This window comes from Paraburkholderia sp. SIMBA_053, from assembly GCF_046534895.1.
In the GTDB taxonomy this organism is placed as follows: Bacteria; Pseudomonadota; Gammaproteobacteria; order Burkholderiales; family Burkholderiaceae; genus Paraburkholderia; species Paraburkholderia caledonica.
The window spans coordinates 1-333 of record NZ_JAWRXU010000297.1; the positions used below are offsets into that span (position 1 = coordinate 1).

The 333-nt window shown below is 33.3% G+C and carries 1 protein-coding gene; it reads right to left on the bottom strand.

All coding sequences use genetic code 11. The features are described from left to right. Positions 1 to 333, bottom strand: a 333-nt coding sequence (locus tag SB753_RS35705; RefSeq protein WP_410804808.1) for an FtsX-like permease family protein, incomplete at both ends; no start/stop codon positions are given.

Here is a 333-nt window from a genome sequence, read left to right on the forward strand (position 1 = left end):
CCAATTACAAGAGATGCAATTCCTAACCCCATCGTCTCCATAAACATAAGGGTTACAACTTTATCCCGTTTTGCCCCTAACATCATGTACATTCCAAATTCCCTTTGACGTAGAGAAAATAGAAATGAATTAGCATATAGAATATAGAAAAATGTCACAGTGCCAACTAAAAATGAGCCTGCTTTAAATATAAATAAAATCGCACCGATTGAATTATTTTCTTTCAAAAACACTTCATTAGTTCCTAATGTTTGGAACATATAAAAAATAGAAATGGCTATAATTAATCCCGTCAGCAAGATGCCATAATCTTTCTTCTTGCTTTGGATAGCC